Annotated in this window: 28 protein-coding genes; 19 read left to right on the plus strand and 9 right to left on the minus strand. The window is 59.8% G+C overall.

Annotation, left to right across the window (positions count from 1 at the left end; genetic code table 11):
• The 8 genes from HX817_RS00875 to HX817_RS00910 form a co-directional block, all read right to left on the minus strand.
• Positions 1-1,281, minus strand: a complete 1,281-nt coding sequence (locus HX817_RS00875; RefSeq protein ID WP_177039638.1) for a site-specific integrase — start codon at positions 1,279-1,281, stop codon at positions 1-3.
• Complete coding sequence (locus HX817_RS00880; protein WP_177039639.1) at positions 1,278-1,550, minus strand: hypothetical protein; 273 nt, start codon at positions 1,548-1,550, stop codon at positions 1,278-1,280. Before HX817_RS00880 ends, HX817_RS00875 begins: the two co-directional genes overlap by 4 nt.
• Entirely contained in the window at positions 1,547-1,978 is a 432-nt protein-coding gene (locus HX817_RS00885) for a VRR-NUC domain-containing protein (RefSeq protein WP_177039640.1), read from the minus strand. The genes HX817_RS00880 and HX817_RS00885 overlap by 4 nt, the downstream gene beginning before the upstream one ends.
• Positions 1,975-2,271 carry a DUF1364 domain-containing protein gene (locus tag HX817_RS00890; protein ID WP_177039641.1) on the minus strand — a complete coding sequence of 99 codons (297 nt, stop codon included), beginning with the start codon at positions 2,269-2,271 and terminating at the stop codon, positions 1,975-1,977. Before HX817_RS00890 ends, HX817_RS00885 begins: the two co-directional genes overlap by 4 nt.
• The gene (locus HX817_RS00895) at positions 2,268-2,951 is read right to left on the minus strand and encodes a replication protein P (protein WP_177039642.1); all 684 of its coding nucleotides are present in this window, start codon (positions 2,949-2,951) and stop codon (positions 2,268-2,270) included. The genes HX817_RS00890 and HX817_RS00895 overlap by 4 nt, the downstream gene beginning before the upstream one ends.
• A complete protein-coding gene (locus HX817_RS00900; RefSeq protein WP_177039643.1) occupies positions 2,951-3,703 on the minus strand; it encodes a DnaT-like ssDNA-binding domain-containing protein in 753 nt (250 codons plus the stop codon). Before HX817_RS00900 ends, HX817_RS00895 begins: the two co-directional genes overlap by 1 nt.
• Positions 3,703-4,365: a phage regulatory protein/antirepressor Ant gene (locus HX817_RS00905; RefSeq protein WP_177039662.1), complete on the minus strand. Its 663-nt coding sequence runs from the start codon at positions 4,363-4,365 to the stop codon at positions 3,703-3,705. Before HX817_RS00905 ends, HX817_RS00900 begins: the two co-directional genes overlap by 1 nt.
• A 186-nt stretch (positions 4,366-4,551) precedes the next feature.
• Positions 4,552-4,791, minus strand: a complete 240-nt coding sequence (locus HX817_RS00910) for a hypothetical protein (RefSeq protein ID WP_177024703.1) — start codon at positions 4,789-4,791, stop codon at positions 4,552-4,554.
• 84 nt (positions 4,792-4,875) lie between these two features.
• On the opposite strand from HX817_RS00910, the gene HX817_RS00915 reads away from it, so the two are divergent.
• From HX817_RS00915 to HX817_RS00950, 8 genes are all read left to right on the plus strand, one after another.
• A complete protein-coding gene (locus HX817_RS00915; protein ID WP_177039644.1) occupies positions 4,876-5,610 on the plus strand; it encodes a LexA family transcriptional regulator in 735 nt (244 codons plus the stop codon).
• Positions 5,611-5,650: 40 nt separating this feature from the next.
• Positions 5,651-5,962, plus strand: a complete 312-nt coding sequence (locus HX817_RS00920) for a hypothetical protein (RefSeq protein WP_177039645.1) — start codon at positions 5,651-5,653, stop codon at positions 5,960-5,962.
• On the plus strand, positions 5,962-6,276 hold the full coding sequence (locus HX817_RS00925; protein ID WP_177039646.1) for a hypothetical protein: 315 nt from the start codon (positions 5,962-5,964) through the stop codon (positions 6,274-6,276). Before HX817_RS00920 ends, HX817_RS00925 begins: the two co-directional genes overlap by 1 nt.
• Before the next feature lie 429 nt (positions 6,277-6,705).
• Entirely contained in the window at positions 6,706-7,089 is a 384-nt protein-coding gene (locus tag HX817_RS00930) for a LuxR C-terminal-related transcriptional regulator (RefSeq protein ID WP_177039647.1), read from the plus strand.
• Positions 7,090-7,347: 258 nt separating this feature from the next.
• Positions 7,348-7,629: a hypothetical protein gene (locus HX817_RS00935; RefSeq protein ID WP_177039648.1), complete on the plus strand. Its 282-nt coding sequence runs from the start codon at positions 7,348-7,350 to the stop codon at positions 7,627-7,629.
• Positions 7,626-7,940, plus strand: coding sequence for a hypothetical protein (locus HX817_RS00940; protein ID WP_177039649.1), 315 nt, complete (start codon positions 7,626-7,628; stop codon positions 7,938-7,940). The genes HX817_RS00935 and HX817_RS00940 overlap by 4 nt, the downstream gene beginning before the upstream one ends.
• A 91-nt stretch (positions 7,941-8,031) precedes the next feature.
• The gene (locus tag HX817_RS00945; RefSeq protein ID WP_042572313.1) at positions 8,032-8,379 is read left to right on the plus strand and encodes a hypothetical protein; all 348 of its coding nucleotides are present in this window, start codon (positions 8,032-8,034) and stop codon (positions 8,377-8,379) included.
• A 45-nt stretch (positions 8,380-8,424) separates the two neighbouring features.
• Positions 8,425-9,240, plus strand: coding sequence for a DUF2303 family protein (locus tag HX817_RS00950; RefSeq protein WP_177039650.1), 816 nt, complete (start codon positions 8,425-8,427; stop codon positions 9,238-9,240).
• A gap of 36 nt (positions 9,241-9,276) precedes the next feature.
• Here the strand turns inward: HX817_RS00950 and HX817_RS00955 are convergent, their stop codons facing one another.
• On the minus strand, positions 9,277-9,573 hold the full coding sequence (locus HX817_RS00955; RefSeq protein WP_177039651.1) for a hypothetical protein: 297 nt from the start codon (positions 9,571-9,573) through the stop codon (positions 9,277-9,279).
• Between the two features lie 82 nt (positions 9,574-9,655).
• On the opposite strand from HX817_RS00955, the gene HX817_RS00960 reads away from it, so the two are divergent.
• The 11 genes from HX817_RS00960 to dapD all read left to right on the plus strand — a co-directional run bounded on the left by HX817_RS00960 (position 9,656) and on the right by dapD (position 16,155).
• Positions 9,656-10,606: a phosphoadenosine phosphosulfate reductase family protein gene (locus tag HX817_RS00960; RefSeq protein WP_122426066.1), complete on the plus strand. Its 951-nt coding sequence runs from the start codon at positions 9,656-9,658 to the stop codon at positions 10,604-10,606.
• Between the two features lie 47 nt (positions 10,607-10,653).
• The gene (locus HX817_RS00965) at positions 10,654-11,211 is read left to right on the plus strand and encodes a hypothetical protein (RefSeq protein WP_177039652.1); all 558 of its coding nucleotides are present in this window, start codon (positions 10,654-10,656) and stop codon (positions 11,209-11,211) included.
• 11 nt (positions 11,212-11,222) lie between these two features.
• A complete protein-coding gene (locus HX817_RS00970) occupies positions 11,223-11,504 on the plus strand; it encodes a hypothetical protein (RefSeq protein ID WP_177039653.1) in 282 nt (93 codons plus the stop codon).
• Between the two features lie 84 nt (positions 11,505-11,588).
• The gene (locus HX817_RS00975) at positions 11,589-12,173 is read left to right on the plus strand and encodes a hypothetical protein (protein WP_371317764.1); all 585 of its coding nucleotides are present in this window, start codon (positions 11,589-11,591) and stop codon (positions 12,171-12,173) included.
• Positions 12,174-12,222: 49 nt separating this feature from the next.
• Positions 12,223-12,507, plus strand: coding sequence for a hypothetical protein (locus tag HX817_RS00980; protein ID WP_177039654.1), 285 nt, complete (start codon positions 12,223-12,225; stop codon positions 12,505-12,507).
• Between the two features lie 49 nt (positions 12,508-12,556).
• Positions 12,557-12,784 carry a hypothetical protein gene (locus tag HX817_RS00985; protein ID WP_177039655.1) on the plus strand — a complete coding sequence of 76 codons (228 nt, stop codon included), beginning with the start codon at positions 12,557-12,559 and terminating at the stop codon, positions 12,782-12,784.
• Between the two features lie 339 nt (positions 12,785-13,123).
• Entirely contained in the window at positions 13,124-13,351 is a 228-nt protein-coding gene (locus tag HX817_RS00990) for a hypothetical protein (protein WP_177039656.1), read from the plus strand.
• On the plus strand, positions 13,348-13,590 hold the full coding sequence (locus tag HX817_RS00995; RefSeq protein ID WP_177039657.1) for an excisionase: 243 nt from the start codon (positions 13,348-13,350) through the stop codon (positions 13,588-13,590). The genes HX817_RS00990 and HX817_RS00995 overlap by 4 nt, the downstream gene beginning before the upstream one ends.
• Entirely contained in the window at positions 13,571-14,674 is a 1,104-nt protein-coding gene (locus HX817_RS01000) for a phage integrase Arm DNA-binding domain-containing protein (protein ID WP_177039658.1), read from the plus strand. The genes HX817_RS00995 and HX817_RS01000 overlap by 20 nt, the downstream gene beginning before the upstream one ends.
• Before the next feature lie 50 nt (positions 14,675-14,724).
• The gene (locus HX817_RS01005; RefSeq protein WP_177039659.1) at positions 14,725-15,087 is read left to right on the plus strand and encodes an ArsC family reductase; all 363 of its coding nucleotides are present in this window, start codon (positions 14,725-14,727) and stop codon (positions 15,085-15,087) included.
• Positions 15,088-15,120: 33 nt separating this feature from the next.
• Positions 15,121-16,155 (plus strand): 2,3,4,5-tetrahydropyridine-2,6-dicarboxylate N-succinyltransferase, encoded by a 1,035-nt coding sequence (gene dapD, locus HX817_RS01010; protein WP_003219342.1) that lies wholly within the window; start codon positions 15,121-15,123, stop codon positions 16,153-16,155.
• The last annotated feature ends 3 nt before the right edge of the window (positions 16,156-16,158 follow it).

A 16,158-nucleotide genomic window follows, 5' to 3' on the forward strand; every position in this document is an offset into this window, starting at 1 on the left:
TTAAACCTCGCCTATGGTTGTTTCTTGAATGGCCTTGCGGCCCTTATGTTCTGCGGCTTCCAGCGCATTACCGGAATCTCCCGATCTAAAGCCGGTCAAGTCGTGAATGCGCTTGAAACCCTTCGCGTCTAGATACGCACACCACCGATCCAACGCCTCACGCTTGCGGGCCATCACGTCCGACTGGATGTACACCTTCACGTTGTGGCCCATGGCGTGATTGATCAGCAGCTCACCGATCAGGTGGTCGATGCCGATGTCTGCCCAACCGGTCCTGGCCACCTTGCGCAGGTCGTGGCTTGTCCATTCGCCCTGGCCCAGGCGCGTGAACACGGCGCACGCCTGACCTTCGCTGAGCGACTTGGCCTTGCGGGACGGAAACAGGAACTGACCGTCATAGCCGCCGGCCCACTGGATGTCGCGGTAGGTGATCAGCAGTTGTCGAACCTGGTCGGTCAGTGGCAGGTGGTTCTCGACGCCGGTCTTGGTGTTCTCGGCAGGGATGAACCACTCGCGCTCAGCCAGGCTGACGTGCGACCACTGCGCCTGGCGGGTCTCGCCGATCCGGGTGCCGTGGCACAGCATCATCAGGGCCAGCATGGCGTCAGCCGGGGCACTGGCCATTGAGTCGCGTAGCAGGTCCAGCAGGCCCTGGAGCTGGGTGACACGAAGTCGCGACGGCTTCACCCCGACCTTGGCCTTCGAGAAGTCGCTGAACTTCACGTCCTTCATCGGGTTGCTGGTGATCAGGCGCAGCTTGAATGCTTGGCGGAAGGCCAGGGCCAGCAACTGGAACGCCGACCGCACATAGTCGATGCCGATGGACTCTTGGGCCGGCCACATGAACCGGTCATCCAGGGTGGATTTATCAACCGAGGCCAGCGGCACAGCTCCGAGCAGTGGCTTCAGGTGGCACTTGATCAATGAGGCACCTGTCTTCTTGCGCTTGCTCGAGAGGCTCCGGTCGCGGGCCATGCGATCGGCGTACCAGTCCAGCAGCTCGCCCACCAGCAGCCACTTGGACAGGTTGGAACCTTCCCCGGCATCCAGGCGCAGGCGAATGCCTGGCAGTGCTGCCGCAACCTGCTTGGCGCTGAGGTCCGGGTACTGGCCGATCAGCTTCCACTCTCCCCTGACCACCAGGTACCAGGAGGCCCGGGCGCGGTCTTTCGCGAAACGCAGGTACAGGCCTCGGGCCTCGATATCGCGAAGGTCGCGAACTTCGCCGGCGGCCTGGCGCTTGATTTCGGCGTCGGTGATCTTCACGGCGGCGGTCGTCATGCGGGCACCTCGTGAGACTTCAGCTGCTCAGGGGTGAACTCGCCGCGCAAGGGCATCAGATTCTTCTCGTGCTTGATTGCCCACTCACCCCGGAATCGGCACATCCAACCCCCGATACCCGCAGCTGGGCGGAACTGATATTTCTTCCCTGTCACCGGAGAGACCACCACCTCGCCTGGCAGCACGAATCGAACGAGTTCAGCCGTCTCGCCCATATACCCTCCGGATATCACCAGTGCCAGGTCGCCGGGCTTGAAGTTATGGGTCATGCGACCGCCCTCGTTTGTGGTTGAAGTAGGTAGGCGCGGATCGCCTCAATGGCGTCGACGTGCCCGCGGCAAACGATGGCCAGGTAACCCTGATCGGTCAGCGCCTGCAGGTATGCGTCCTGGGCCGGGGACACGGCGGCGTCATACGGGGCCCGGGCCTTGAATTCGATGTACAGGCCGAAGTAGCCACCGCGGGCCATGGGAAGCACCAGGTCAGGAACGCCAGCCTTAACGCCCTGCTCTTTCAGCTTGATCGCCACCAGCTTGTGCCGGTGCCCGCCGTTAGGTACGTGAAAAATCAGCTTGGCGGCGGCCGGGTAACGCAGCGCGATTTCCTTCATCAGCGCGGCCTGCTCCAGGCCTTCCCGGTCGATGGCTTTGGCGCGCACGGGCTTGGCGGTGAAGGCCTTCGGGCTGAATGGCTTCAAAGCTTCACCTTCCCTTCGCTGATCAGGATGTCCTGGGTGCGCATTACGCCCTCGGCGAGGAAGAGACGGATCTCGTATTTGGTCAGTTCCCCGGGCGCACGAAGACGGCCGTCGGCGATGTCATGGCAATAGCCACAGGCCCAGGCCGCCTGGAAGTCGTTTGGCTTCATGCCCATGCCGCAGGTGCCGGCCAGCCGGTAGTGCGCCAGGACGGTGGTGGACGGCTCGCACGAGCAGCCCGGGAACCGAACCTGGCAATCGCGATCGCGGGCGGCATTCGTGAGCTTGCTCATTGGGCACCTCCCGCCAGGCGCGCACGCAACTCCGCGATAGCGCCCCTTCCAACTTCGGGCGTGACTCTGCCATCAACTTTCGACGGCAACGCCTTGGGCATGGTCTGCAGCGGCAAGCCGTCGAGCAAGCGCCGAATAGTGATTGTGTAATTCCGGTCGAACAGCTTCAGGCTGAGCGCGGTGTCGAGCTTGTTCAGGCTCTCGAACCCGCACTCCTTGGCCGTGTGCCAAACCGCGTCATGGGACCACTTGCCCTGCCCCGCCATGCCTGGGTGCGCGTTCCGGCAGGCCTCACGGTGAGCAGCTGCCAGAGGTGGAAGCCCAAGCATTTCCGGGGTCGGCTTGCACCATTCGATGAACTGCCCCGGGCTCGGGATGAAATCGGAAACCTGTTTGCGGGCTTTGATCATGCCGAATTCGATCTGGCCCTGGGTACGGATGCCTTCGTCGAGGAAGGCTTGCATCCATTGGACCTTGGCGGCGCGGTAAGTCTCCTTGTCCGGCCATGCCTGACGCCACGCCGAACGAATCAAGCGAAGCTCAGTGAACAGATCGTTGATCGCCACGGCCATCTGGCGGCGGCCTTCATCCTGGGGAGCTTGGATCTCATCTTTCGGGATGAAATCACCGGCTGCGGGGTTGGCCCAAAGACCCTGGGTAACGGCGGATACCTGCTTCATCACGATTGCACCCCGTTTTGCCAGTCGGTGCTGTCGTCATCGAAATCAGACGCGGCGGCGGGCTTCTGCCGAATCGGGGTGACGTTGGTAGCGGCAGCGCGGACCTTGTCGTTCAGCACCCACTTGACCAACATTTGCACCCACTCAGCCTGAGTGTTCACTTGGCCGCGCGGCTCGTAGTGAGCAGTGAATGCGCGGCGCGCCGCTTCGGTGAATAGGTCCATCGCTACACCAGAATGAACCGCGTAGGTCTTCAGCAGCTTGTCATCAGGAGTCCATTCGAGTGTCATCTCGCTGGGCATGCGAGGATCGACACGCTCATGCGCAGAGAGAGGGTTTTGATCTTCTCTTCTCTTCTCTTCTTTAGGTAACGCACCGCTAACGTTCGCAGCGTTACCTTTTGCGTTACCGGCTTTGTGGTTTGCCACCCGTTTAGCCGTGAGAAGCCTGTTTTTAGCGGTCTTGCCGTTATGGCGGTCAAAATGCGGAAGGCTTATCACGCCTTCTGCTTCGAGCATCCAATGGACAGATTTCATGTGTTCGCAGAAGCCGGTAACGCCCACCAGGCGGTCGAGTAACTTTTTACTAACGCTCGGAGCGTTACCGTTTTCGGTTTGCTGGTCGAACCAGCCCCATACACGCATCAGCTTGCCGACCACGGCATCTGGGTCGATGTCAGCCAGGTCCGCGATCTGGCAAACCTCGGGTTTATCCAGGGTGGTGAGTTCGAATTTTATCCAATCGCCGGCCATTACGCGGCCTCCTGCAGTAGTTCAGCGAGGCGTGTAAGCCCCTTTGGGGTGATCATTGGGTCGAAGGCCGCGCGGTCGATACCGGTCTCGGGATCAGGCTTCAACGCAGTGACCTTATGGGTCATGAACCCGGAGGTTATGCGGGGCTGGTATGCGACCCAGCGCTTGCAGCCGTGGCGGCGGAATATCCAGCGGTGCTGTTCAAGCCAGGCGAAGAGGCGAGACGGCGCCACACCAAGTTGCTTGGCGGCATCAGTGATGCAAATAGCGCCGCCGGCGGCGGCAAGCCGTTTGATGGCTGCGACCTTTGGGGCCTGATCTGAAATCAGTCGCTGGAGCTCGCCATTCTTGTCGGCGAGATCGGCAGCAAGGCGCAGGGCTTCTGGCAGGGATTGAGGAATGGCGACGTGTCGTGACACGCTTTCAAGTTCGTGCAAACGTGTCACGACACGATGACGAAGCGGGACGCTATAGCCGGTCAGCAGCGTCATGACGAGATCCGGAGGAAGCAGGTACTCGGTTTGCTTGCGGTTGGAGGCGTCGAGATAGATGCATCCAAATTTGGATGCATCTAAGTTCAACTCTGCCAGGTTGTGCTTGATGTCGCGCACCACGTGGTGATGCTGCTTTCCGGTTAGATCAGCGACCTCCCGGCTCGACATCGTGACGGTATTGCTTGGAGCGACGAGTGTGTTCATAATGGCCCCACAAGTTTTACTGCTGTTGAAAGAGCCGCCCTGCCAGGCGGTTTTTTTATGCGTGCAATTTGGGTACTGGATGAATCAACAGCTAATCCAAATCACTTTTTACCCACTCGTTATGAGCGGAAAATCACATCTCACACGGAGCTAAGCGGCCGACTTGTTAGGGTGTGCTTCTGAAAGCAGCCAAGCCGTGTCGAACGGCTTCCCTCTCGCGGTCGCCAATTCACAAATCTTCTTGGCGTATTTCGTCTCGCCGGTGTATTCGGTGCGAGGCAAAGCATCGGCAGCCAGCCACTTGTAAATTGCCCGCGGAGTCTTGCCGCAGGCCTGAGCCACCGTCGGAACACCGCCAGCGTCGTCGATCGTTTTCTTGAGCGGCCGCATGTGGCCTCCGATTCAAAATATGAACTTACGGTACATCTTAAGTCGGAACTGAAAGTACATGCAAGCTCGTGAGAATATGAACCCATGGTTCAAATAGATGAAATTCGGTTCGCTTTTATCTCTCGACTCAAGAAAGCCCTGGCTGAAGCTGGGATACCTGAGTGGGGTGCCGGTGTTCGTCTCGCGAAAATCGCGAAGGTCACCCCCAAGGCTTGCAGCAAGTGGCTCAATGGCGAGTCAATGCCCGGCGGAGCGAAGATGCTCGCGCTTGCAAACGCGCTGTCAGTCCGCGTCGAGTGGCTTGAGTACGGCCGGGGCGAAATGCGCGAGGCAGCATCAGTTCCTGCTGATGATCGCGTCCCCCCAAGAGGATTTGATCTCGCCGACGACAAGAACTACACCGGCGTGCTGCAGCTGACCGCTCGCGGGTCAACAGGGGACGGTGAAGACAATTCGCACGTCGAGATCCGCGGCGTCATGGCTTTCAAGTCGGAATGGCTGCGGGCAAACAACCTCAACCAGCGACACCTGGATGTCATCTACGCCAACGGCCACAGCATGGAACCGACCATCAATGATGGTGACGTGCTGCTGATCGATGAGTCGAAAATCGAACCGAAGGACGGCCAGGTCTTCGCTATGCAGAGCGAGTCGAAAGGCACGATCGTGAAGCGCCTGGTGAAGTCGGACTTCGACGGTTGGATCATCCGAAGCGACAACCCGGACAAGGCACGCTACGGCGATGAGACACTGCGTGATGGGGAGATAAACGAAGTCCGCATCATCGGGCGCGTGGTTTGGCGCGGCGGAATGCTGTAAGGCTTCGCACGGGTAGCTAAATCAATTGAATGGAGGGGATATGTCGGATGATCTATTGGGCGAAAGGAACATGTCCCGCATTGTTCCTGAAACGCTTTCTATAACTGCAGAACAACTGCATGAATATGTGGCTGCAAAACAATGCCTCCGTAATTGCGAAGCATGCGGCGCCAATACCTGGGAGTTCCCCTCCATGAATGGTGTCCCTGCACTCTTCACCATGGCGAGCGCAAGGGATGTGAGTTTTGCCACTTGGACGTTTCACTTCAATTGCCTGAATTGCGGGAACACGCGATTTATAGGTGCAGGCTTCGTGTGGAGCTATTTTTTTGAAAAGGGAAAGAAAGCCTAATGAGCAACATCTTTCCTTTCCCAAATCCAGAGAACGGTGACAAGGCCGCTGGCGGCGACCATACTGGAGGTAACAGTAATGGAGGAGATGGAGGCGACATGAACACTCGAATCACCAATCTTGAACGAGACATGACAGAGGTCAAGGTATCTCTGGCTAAGGTCGAGATTCGGCTGGGTCATATCGAGTCCAACATGCTGACTAAGGGCTACGCCGCAATTCTTGCGCTAGGCGTCGGGATTGTCTTATTTGGCGCAGGATGGTGGGTCGTCCAGCAATACCTCGCCCCACTGGTTGTTCACCTTCCGAAGTAGATGCATTCAGAAGAACTCAGCCCGGCCCAGCGTCGGGCTTCTTGTTTCTGCCCTCCCCGATCTGAATTCATAGCCCGCCACTGAGCGGGCTTTTTATTGCCTCCGGATAAATTATGTACTCTTGGTACTTGACCAATATGAACCATTGGTACATATTTGCTCCATCGCCGGATAACAACCGGCCAGATGGAAGGCAGCGATGAACCGGCCTCAACGGTTCAGAGGGTTGGCAACTGACCCGGGCGTGCAGCGTAAAGCGTCGAAACGAGTTATCCAGCGGGAGAACAAGCCGAAAGGCCCGCGGCTGGACAAACAATTTGATGGGGCCGGCGGCAGCGCCAGTAGCGGGAAGCCGGCAAGCGACACCAGAAGATTTCACTTCTGCACCTGGTGACGGGTGCAGCGGGAAAACAACCGGGAGTCACATTGATGGAAGCAACAATCGTCAGCGGCGCATGGAAGGGTCATCTCGGACGAGGCCTTGCGCCAAAAGAATTGCAGTACCTGCTCGGCACCGCCCAGGGCATGACTGCCAAGGAAATCGCCAGGCAGTTCGACGTTGCAGCCTGCACCGTGGCAAAGCGCCTTTCCTGCGCCATGTTCAAGCTCGGCGTCACCCGCCAGACGGCGATGATCGCCGAGGCCATGCGCCGCCAAATCATCTCGCCGATGTGCTTCGTCCTGGCTACCCTGATCGCCATGCACGCAATGATCGGTGACGAGTCGATGCGTCGTGACCGGCGGGTGCCGGAACGCCGTACAGCGCAGGTCAGGATGGTCCGCCGCGCCGAACAACCGGTGCTGCTCGCCTAATCCATAAGGTGGCCACTGCCTGCCCAGTGAGCGAGCAACAGAGGATAGGCGGCCATGTGAACCATGAGCGATTAAAGGCGCCTATCGCGCCGACCAGCGATCACATAGGGAGGTCTGTGTGACGCAACGAAAGCCCGGGCAATCCCCGGGCTTTTTTACGGCTCGCCTTTATTCGTCAGCACCCTCCCCTGCGCCCAACGGCAACCAGCAGGCGGTCAGGCTGCTGACGAATAAACGCAACCCACTGAGGTATCCACCATGCACGCATCAGTTCAACAGCGAGTCGACGGGGTTGCGGCCCTGCGAGTTCGCTCCCGCATTGCCACCGCCGAGTTCTACGCCCTGATCGGCAAGGAGCAGCCCGTGCAACAGATTCGCTTCCAGGTCATCAACCGCGGCAACGCTTACCACATCGTGGAGCGCTCCACCGGCAAGGTGAAGGGCTTCCGCTGGACCTGGAAGGAAGCAAGCAACTTTGCCCAGCAGTTGGAATCTCGTGCAGATGGCGTGAAGGTAACGCTTTCAGGCGGTGCGCAGTGATCGGCGTACCGATGGCCAACCCTCGGGACACGGTGATCGCGGATCTGCATCGCCAGATGGACGCGTTCTTCGGCGCCGGCAACAAGGCCGAGCAGATTGCCGCCGGCGTCAGCGGTGAAGTGGGTGGACCGATCAAATGTGCCCGCACCAACAAGCTGCGCACCGAGCGCGACAAGCTTGCTCCCGACCTCAAGCAACTGGCCGAGAGCGGAACGTCGATCAACAAGGCGGCCGCGGCGCTCGGCATCGACCACAAGCGCGCCAGGCTCATTGCCAGAGAAAACGGTTTCAAGTTTACCGACACCCCATGAAGCGCATGAATAACCAAGTGCGCCAGCGCCTTCGACAATCGCAATTCCACCTTCCACCAAGCGGCCTGTTGGCCATCCCGGAGAATCAGCCATGTCCACAGCAACCGATACAGCAGAGTTTCTTGAAGAGCTCAACGGGGGCGCCTTCGCCAGCCAAATCGGCCACGCCCTTTCCGAAGTAGCCGCCGGTGTTGTTGACCACGGCAAGGCCGGGAAGGTGGTGATCACCTTGGATTTCAGCCAAATCGGCGAATCGCACCAGGTGAAGATCAAGCACAAGCTTGAGTACAAGGTGCCGACAAAGCGCGGCACCCGGAGCGAAAACACCACCCTCGACACGCCTATGCACGTGGGCACCGGCGGCCGCGTGACCCTCTTCGCGGAAAAGCATGACCAGCTTTTCAGCCGCGACGACGCGCCAATCCCAAAACGCACCTGATCTACCTCGCTCAGCCCTCCCTTCCGCAATCCAAGGAAATAACCGATGTCACTTACCAAAGATGCACTCCAGCTCATCAACGCTAATGCCCTGGACGCCGCCGGCAAGACGCTCGCGACGCTGATCCCTACTGTGGTCCTGTCGGAAGACGCGAAAGTGGTCGACTTGGAACGCTTCCAGGCCGGCCGCAGCCGCTTCCGTGGCACCTACAGCACCCACTCTCTGAATGACTTTGCCCTGTACGTTGTCGAGCGCGCAGCACCTGGCGCGCGTGGCTTCATCAACCAGGACGAGATGAGCTGCGCTCTATTGTTCAACCTTGGCAATGCAGAAGCACCCGGCCACGCTGATGACCGCGCCGTCCTCAAGTTGAAGCCCACCGCCGGCTACACGGCCGCCCAGCAAATCGGCGGCCGCGGTATCAGCCAGAAGGACTTGAGCGACTGGATCGAAGACTGGCACCAGTACCTCACGCCGGTTGATGAGGCCGGCAACGCCATCCCGGTGGCCAAGGCCATTGCCGCTGTCCGGACCATCACCATCAAGGCGTCCAGCGAATCAGAAAGCACCGTGGGCGAGACCAGCGCCAGTCGCAGCGCCATGGACCAGATCGAGGCACGCAGCAAGGAAACCCTCCCGGCGTCCTTGCAATTCAGCACCGTCCCGTTCGAAGGCTTGACCGAACAAGTCATCACTCTGCGCCTTTCGGTTATCACCAGCGGCGCAGTGCCGGTGCTAAAACTGCGCTGGGTAGGTGAAGAAGTTCAGCGCGAAGACATCGCGCAGGAATTCAAATCAGTGCTGCAGGAGAAAATCGGCGAGGCCGCCGTCTTGTCGCTTGGCGCGTTCGATCCAAAGTAAAAAAAGGCCGGGAGACCGGCCTTCCTACTCGCTACATCATGGAAGAGAGGGATCTGGGGGATATGGCCCCATCAGCTTGTGGATGTTTGGCCACACCATGAATGCCTGAGTCACTCGACTGCCGCGCAGGCAGTAGACCAGAAACTCGGTCTTGCTACCGCTGCTGACGCGGTACCGGTATTTTCCGCATCCCTCTACATCGGCCTCAGAAAGGGCGCGCGTAATGCTTGGATTATCAGCCTTGATCCAGGGTGCCGGGTATTGCTCCTCCAGCGAGCCGGCGTAAACAGCCAGCGGAAGTAACCCAAACAAGCCAACCAATGCTCGCTTCAAATCTTTCTCCTTGATCCGGCTCCATGCCGGTCACCCGTAATACCCCATATCAACGAATCACGCCAGCCGGCGAGGATCCCCTATGCCTACTCACAACATCGTCAGCATGAGCGGCGGTAAAGACAGCACGGCTACGCTGCTGGTCGCCCGCGAGCTGGAGGTGCCGAACCTCAGCGCTGTAGTAGCTGACACCGGGCATGAGCATCCAGAGACTTACGACTACATCCACTACCTGGCGGAAGCCACGGGCGTTCCCATCCGGTGGGTGAAGGCAGACTTCTCCAGGCAGATCGCCGGCAAGCGCAAGTTCATCGAGACCAAGTGGCGCGAAAAAGGTGTAGCGGAATCGGTGGTGCTGGGCGCCCTGGAAGTCCTTCACCCAACAGGCAACCCTTTCCTGGACCTGTGCCTGTGGAAAGGCCGATTCCCCAGCACCAAAGCACGCTTCTGCACCGACGAGCTCAAGCGCAATCCAATCATCGAGCAGGTTTACCTGCCGCTCATGGACGGCGAGAACATGCTGCTGTCCTGGCAAGGCGTTCGGGCTGATGAGTCGCCGGCCCGCAAGTACCTACCAGAGTGCGATGAGGTTGGCGGCGGCCTGTTCAACTATCGGCCCATCTTGAAGTGGACGGTTGATTCGGTCTTCGAGGCTCACCGGGCCGCCGGCATCAAGCCAAACCCGCTGTACTTGCAAGGCTGTAATCGCGTTGGCTGTATGCCCTGCATCATGTGTGCGAAAGACGAGCTCCGGCAGATCGCGGCCAGGTGGCCAGAGGAAGTTGACCGGGTGCGCGAGTGGGAGCGACTGGTGAGCATCGCCAGCAAGCGCGGCGCGGCCACGTTCTTCGCCACCGTCACCGACCCCACCGTTAGGTCAGATGACAAGGTCAGCGCCGTCACGCACGGAATTGACCGGATAGTCGACTGGAGCAACACCGCCCGCGGCGGCCGCCAGTTCGACATGGTCGACCTGATCGCCCGCACCGACAGCCAGAACAGCTGCTCTTCGGCCTATGGGCTTTGCGAATAACCACCCACTAAACCCACCGCCCGGGCATGGCCCGGCAAGGACTCCCTGTGATCAACCTGTTCTGGCGCCTTGTCGCCAAGCTGCTTGCGCGCCCGGCGGTTGCCGCCTGGCTCATCACCCGCGCCCAGCGCACCCCGTACCTGCACATCATGTCCGCCGACGGCACCGAGATGTACATGGGCCGCTGGTGGCTGTTCAACCCCTACTCCCGAGAAACGCACAAGCCGGCGCTGTGGTGGTGCCCGTGGTCGTTCCGCATCCACCACATCATGCGGCACGACGAAGACCGGGATCTGCACGACCACCCGTGGAACGCCCGCACGGTCATCCTGCGCGGCTGGTATGTGGAGCAGCGCTTGATAGAGGGCTTCGATCAGGAGCTTGCGGCGCTGGGCTACAGCGGCTCGGCCCAGGCCACGGAATACATCGATCGCCAGGCTGGTGACACTGCCCGACTGCGGCACGGCGAGTACCACCGCATCGACCAGATATCACCCGGCGGCGTCTACACCCTCTTCATCACCAGCAAGTGGCGTGGTGACTGGGGCTTTCTGGTCAGCGGCGTGAAGGTGCCTTGGCGCAAGTACACGGGCATCGATTCGTGAGCGGCCTATGGATGATCAACATCCGGATGCGGCGTGTTGAGGAAATCAGGCTGCACCAGCGAGCAGGCCTCAGCACCCGGCCCTGGCCGAAGTGCTACCAGGGCCCAGGCCGGACCTACATGCTCCACGAAAGCCAGGTTCACACCTCGCGCGCTTCGGCCCTGGCATCGTTGAATCGCAACCTGAAAGCGATCTACGAAGAGCGAAACCTGAAGCAGCATAAGCTTTTCGCCGAGATCGCATCGATCGCTTCAGAGCTGGAACATGAGCAAAAATCAGTGACAGCCGCATAGGAGTACATCCGTACTCCACCCGCAAAACCTGTAACCCCTCCCCCTTCAAAGTCAGCCGCTATAGCGGCAAGGACGAGTGTGCCCGTGAGCATCATCGACGACGTAATGACCGACAAGATCACCCTGCACGGCCTTGGCTTTGTGCAGGTCCAGCTGGAAGGCAATCAGCGTATGCACGTCTGGCACCCTGAGTTACCGCGCCGGGCGTGCTTTGAGCACTCGGCCATCCACAATCACCGCTTTGATTTTGAATCTTTGGTAATCGTGGGCACGCAGATCAACGTTGAATTTGCCGAGTTACCGCCCGCAGCCGCCTGTTTCAAGCAGGCAACGCATGAACTGTACATCCATGAAGGTGCCCGCAGCGCCAGGGGCGGCCGGCCATGGGTGCGCAATGGAACTGTAGAGATGCTGCAAACCGTCCGAAAGGCTATTGCTGCCGGGTCGACGTACAGCATGCGGGCCTACGACTTTCACCAAACAGAGCCAGGTGGTGACGGAAAGGTAGCGACGATCCTGAAAAAGGGTTGGGAGGGCCAGCAAGGCGCGCAGTCGAGCTGCGTAATAGGAATTGAGCCCGATGGCGACTTCGACCGCTACCAGTGGTCGCCGGCGCAGCTCTGGGAAGTTGTCTCCGACGTAATGCTCGGCCAGCGGGTGACGCCATGATCGCCACCCTCTGGTTCGCCTACGTCTTCATCTACAAGGGGCCTGAGTAATGGCCTGCTACCGGATCTACGACAAGAACCGCAAGCCGACCGGGCATCTATGTGGCGACCTGGGCCCGCACTGCGCTGAATGCGGTGATGTTGGGACTCAGCTTTGCGACTACCCGGTTGGAGACGGCAAGACCTGCGACAGGCCGGTCTGTGAGTACCACGCGGCCGAGGTAGCGCCCAACGTCGACTACTGCCCTGCACACCACGCCGAATGGAAAGCCTTTCGCGATGCCGGTGGCGTGAAGCGCGAACTCGAAAACGTCGTCCCGTTCAAGGGCGCCTAACCCCAATCCCCCTACATGCCTGCCGGTGAGCGGCGGGCGAGGTATTCCTATGCCCTTCATCATGATAACGAGCGCGATCACAACAGTTTTCGAGGTCCCGGATGGGGTCGATCTTTTGCGTGTTCGCCAGCTGGGCCTTTCAGAGCTTGGCGATGACGAGGACGCCACCGATTCCGTATCCATTCAGCACGACAAAGTCATGAACGAGATCTATCTCGGAGACGCTGCTCGGAAGACGGTTTCAATCTCGCACAGCATCGTCGACCCCAGCGAATAACCCACCTTCTGCCGCCCAGCGCGGCGAGGACACCTGGCGACTGAATTTGCGTGTTGGTGCTCACCCTGACCAGCTGTTGGCCGTTCAGCATTCCATCGTAAACACACCTGGCCGGGCAAGCGCTGGAAAACTTACCTACAGATTCGTCGTATGTCACGAATAAAAATCTGAATAAATCCGAAGTCCTCCCTCGGAAAGGCGCCCACTCAGCAGTTTGGGCCTTGCCTTCCATGGACCGGTAAAGAGCCTTCCCCGCTGGGTGAGCGCGGCCAAGATACTCTCTAATGATAATTATTATCAAATAATTTTGATAGCCGCCCAGCGCGGCAAGGACACCACATGTTCGCAATCAAGCTCACCCTGATCCTGCTGGGCGCTTTGCTGTACCTGGTCGGCAGCGGCTGCTGGTTCTTCTGGGTCGCTCCACGCCTCCTGGCGGACGGCGAAACTGCCGACATCCTCTACGCCTTCGCCGGCACCTGCGGCTGGATGCTGATCACCTTCAGCCTGGTCGTTCACATCATCAAGACAGCGCGGCCCACGGCGGCCGGCGGGAAGGAAAAATGAGCAAAGTCACCCTGGACGAATGGGCGGCGGCCGAGTTCAAGACGCCGCCGAGCCCCAACACACTGCGCAAATGGGCCCGAGAGGGCCGAATCGCGCCATTACCGGTCAAGCACGGGCGCAACTACTATGTAGAGTCAGACGCCCACTACCAAGAACCTGATCAGCAGCCCGTACGGATCGTCGGCGGGAGCCTGATCAGCAGAATAGAGAGAGCACGCAATGGCGCCCAGGCCGCGTAACACAGGGTCAAAGGATCTTCCGCCCAATCTCTACCGCAAAACAGACGCCCGCAACGGCGTCACTTATTACACCTACCGCGATCCGGTCAGTGGTCGCGTGTTCGGCCTGGGCAAGGACAAGGAGGCGGCGATCCGTGAGGCTGTCGCCGCCAACCACGCAGACGCCATCAAGCCAACGCTTGCAGAACGCATCAGCACGCCGGCGCCAGCGCCTGGCAAATTGTTCTCGGAATGGCTGGACGAATACCGCGAACTGTTCGCCGAGCGGAAGCTGTCAGCCAGCAGCAATAAAAACGTGGGCATGCGGATAAACCGGCTGACGGCAGTATTCGGTTCGAAGGGGATTAAGGACATCACCACGATGGATGTGGCCGATTACCTGACTGGTATGGCCAAAGAGGGAAAGGCGCAGATGGCCAGGGCAATGCGTTCGCTGTTGCGAGACGTGTTCGCCGAGGCTCAGGCGCGGGGGTGGGCAGACGCCAACCCGGTCGAGGTGACCAAGGCGGCGCGGGTGAGCATCAAGCGCGAACGGCTGACGCTGGAACTGTGGAGGGCGATTTACGAGGAAGCCACGAAACCGTGGCTTCGCAGGGCAATGGAGCTTGCCGTGCTGACTGGCCAGCGCCGGGACGATATAGGCTCGATGCTGTTCAAGGACGTACACGACGGATTCCTGCATGTCGTTCAGTCCAAGACCGGGGCCAGGCTGCGGATTAGCACCGCGCTGCGCCTGGAGTCGGTCGGGCTGGATCTGGCCAGCGTAATTAAGCAATGCCGCGACAGCGTTCTGTCACAACACCTGGTGCACCATGCACAAGCATCGGGCCGAGCAAAGGCTGGCCAGCCGTTGGTGCTGGACACGCTGAGCTCTGCCTTTGCCGAAGCTCGCGACAAAGCGGGCCTGAAGCTGGGGATAACTTTTGGCCGCCAGCCACCGTCCTTTCACGAGCAGCGATCCCTCGCGGCACGACTTCACGAACTCGAAGGCCGTGATGCGCAGAAGCTGCTGGGTCACCGCTCGGCCACTATGACCGATCTGTACCGAGACAGCCGAGGCGCTGAATGGATCGACGTGGCATAATCGGTGGCTGAATTTTTGGGCGATATTGGGGAAGTTTTGGGGAGGATTTTATGCCCAATGAAATCAAGCACTTACATCTTTACGGCATCAAAGCCTGCGACACCATGAAAAAGGCGCGCACCTGGCTCGATGAGCACGCTATCCAGTATGAGTTTCATGACTACAAGACGGCCGGTATCGACCGCGAACACTTGACCCAATGGTGCAATGAGCACGGTTGGCAGGTGGTTTTGAACCGTGCGGGCACCACCTTTCGCAAACTCGAAGACGAACGCAAAGCCGATCTCGACCAAGCGAAAGCCATTGAATTGATGCTCGCGCAACCCTCGATGATCAAGCGCCCGGTGCTTGATCTCGGTGACAAAACCCTGATTGGCTTCAAGCCAGATAGCTATTCGGCGGCCCTCAAGTAGGCCAGCCCACTCCATTTTTGTAGAGGTAACAGCATGTCCAATTCCCTGTTCAGCCTGGGCTTCGGCGTCGGCACTCAGAACCGCCAAGGTGCTTGGCTGGAAGTGTTTTACGCACAACCGCTGCTCAATCCATCGGCTGAAATCATCGCGGCCATCGCGCCGATCCTCGGTTACACCGAAGGCAACCAGGCGATCACTTTCACCGTCACCCAGGCCCTGCAACTGGCTGACGCGCTCAAGGGCGTCGACGCTGCCCAAGCCGCCCTGTTGAGCCGCCTGGCTGAAAGCCACACGCCGCTGGTCGCCACCCTGCTGGCCGAAGACGCCGCACTGACCTCCACGCCTGAGGCCTACCTCAAGCTGCACCTGCTGTCCCATCGCCTGGTCAAGCCTCACGGCCTGAGCCTGGCCGGTGTGTTCCCGCAGTTGCCGAACGTGGCCTGGACCAGCCAGGGCGCAATCGACATCAATGAGCTGGCCGAGCGTCAACTGGAAGCGCGCCTGCGTGGCGACCTGCTGGAAGTGTTCTCGGTGGACAAGTTCCCGAAGATGACCGACTACGTGGTGCCGAGCGGCGTGCGTATCGCTGATGCCGCGCGCATCCGCCTGGGCGCCTACGTAGGCGAAGGCACCACCGTGATGCACGAAGGTTTCGTCAACTTCAACGCCGGTACCGAAGGCCCGGGCATGATCGAAGGCCGCGTGTCGGCTGGCGTGTTCGTCGGCAAGGGTTCGGACCTGGGCGGCGGTTGCTCCACCATGGGCACCCTGTCGGGTGGCGGCAACATCGTGATCAAGGTCGGCGAAGGCTGCCTGATCGGCGCCAACGCCGGTATCGGTATCCCGTTGGGCGACCGCAACACCGTGGAGTCGGGCCTGTACGTGACCGCCGGCACCAAGGTTGCGCTGCTGGACGAGCAGAACCAGCTGGTCAAGGTGGTCAAGGCCCGCGAGCTGGCCGGCCAACCGGACCTGCTGTTCCGCCGCAACTCCGAGACCGGTGCCGTGGAGTGCAAAACCCACAAATCGGCCATCGAACTGAACGCAGCGCTGCACGCTCACAACTAAGCA

This window comes from Pseudomonas sp. C6002 (assembly GCF_013385805.1).
Classification (GTDB): Bacteria; Pseudomonadota; Gammaproteobacteria; order Pseudomonadales; family Pseudomonadaceae; genus Aquipseudomonas.